At 42.5% G+C, this 1248-nt stretch carries 2 protein-coding genes; both read left to right on the top strand.

The features are described from left to right. Nucleotides 1-663: RHS repeat-associated core domain-containing protein (locus BMZ23_RS15025; protein ID WP_218143628.1), on the top strand; the 663-nt coding region annotated here is incomplete at its 5' end. A 3-nt stretch (nt 664-666) separates the two neighbouring features. Beyond that, nucleotides 667-1215 (top strand): hypothetical protein, encoded by a 549-nt coding sequence (locus BMZ23_RS14940; RefSeq protein ID WP_143069634.1) that lies wholly within the window; start codon nt 667-669, stop codon nt 1213-1215. The last annotated feature ends 33 nt before the right edge of the window (nt 1216-1248 follow it).

The raw sequence follows: 1248 nt of genomic DNA, 5'->3' as shown, positions 1-1248 counted from the left end.
ACGCAGAGTGATCCGATTGGGTTGATGGGTGGGGTGAATACCTTTGGGTATGTGGCTGGTAATCCTATAGCCAGGTTTGATCCATTGGGGTTGCTGATTGTGTTTCCAGAGAATGATCCTGACTTTAAGCGCGATGTAGAGTTTGCACGGCAATATCTGCCACTTTTGGATCAATATTTTAGAGAGTTAGATATGTTGGATGTTGAGCTTCATCTGATCAGAATCGGCAATAGCATGAAACCGAATTTTCGTCCTGAGTATATAGAGTATGATGACTGTGGAAATATTGACGCCGCAGTTAGTTCGCCTATATCAATTTTCTGGAATCCAAGAGAAGGAAATAGAATCCTAGATGGCACTAACAGCGTTCAGTCTCCAGCATTAATATTGTTGCATGAATTCGCTCATGCTCATCAATATATGACAAATCAAGATATTTTTGAGCGTGACGAGGGGATCTTACGAGATGACGGATATACTAACAATGAAGAGTATAGAGTAATCACGGGTCCCGAAACTACGGCTGCACGTGCTGCTGGAGAGCCGATTCGTAATTGTCACAGCTTTCCCGAAGGTGACGTTAGAAAATGCACTAAAGCAGAGTATGAGGATGTTTCGTCGGTTACTTACTCAGTAAATGGGCAGGCGGATGAAGGGAAATAAAATATGAGGAAGAAAATATTTAAAATCCTGTGCCTTTGCAGCTGCTTCATCTCAGCAGGCTCATTTTCTGATGAAAAATGTGATCCCTATACATTTCCAGGAAAATGTGTTGGACAGCACATTAGCGTTCTTGATGGGTTGGACTTTGAGCCTGATCCGGCGCCAAATGCCCATTATGATGTAATAAGTACCTCTCCTCACAGCAATCCCATAGGCCTTCATGTAATGGCCTATATAAAAAACGAAAGGATATGTGTTATTAGGTATTCGCGCAGCACTGCCGTGCACTCGATAAGTCATAATGATTTTGACAGAATCAAAGATGAGATAGTTAGCTATTATAAAAATTCAGCCTGGGTTGAGCGCTCTGATAGCTCAAGTTATGGGTATTTGAAAACTTATAATGATGGTGAAATCAGAATTAATATAACTCGTCACCATGTAAATTTTACTGATTTATCTGGTTGTGGTGGTCAGGACAACCCGTGCCCTAGGGAATCGCTGATCAATTCAGATTGGCACGGTTCCAGCGCCAATCGACGGTATTTTTGATGCAGCCAACCTGCTCTCGGCGACATTGCTCCG

The sequence above is a fragment of the Halopseudomonas yangmingensis genome (genome assembly GCF_900114825.1).
Classification (GTDB): domain Bacteria; phylum Pseudomonadota; class Gammaproteobacteria; order Pseudomonadales; family Pseudomonadaceae; genus Halopseudomonas; species Halopseudomonas yangmingensis.
The sequence above is the reverse complement of the archived record's forward strand: the minus strand, read 5'-3'. Positions and strand labels throughout refer to the sequence as shown.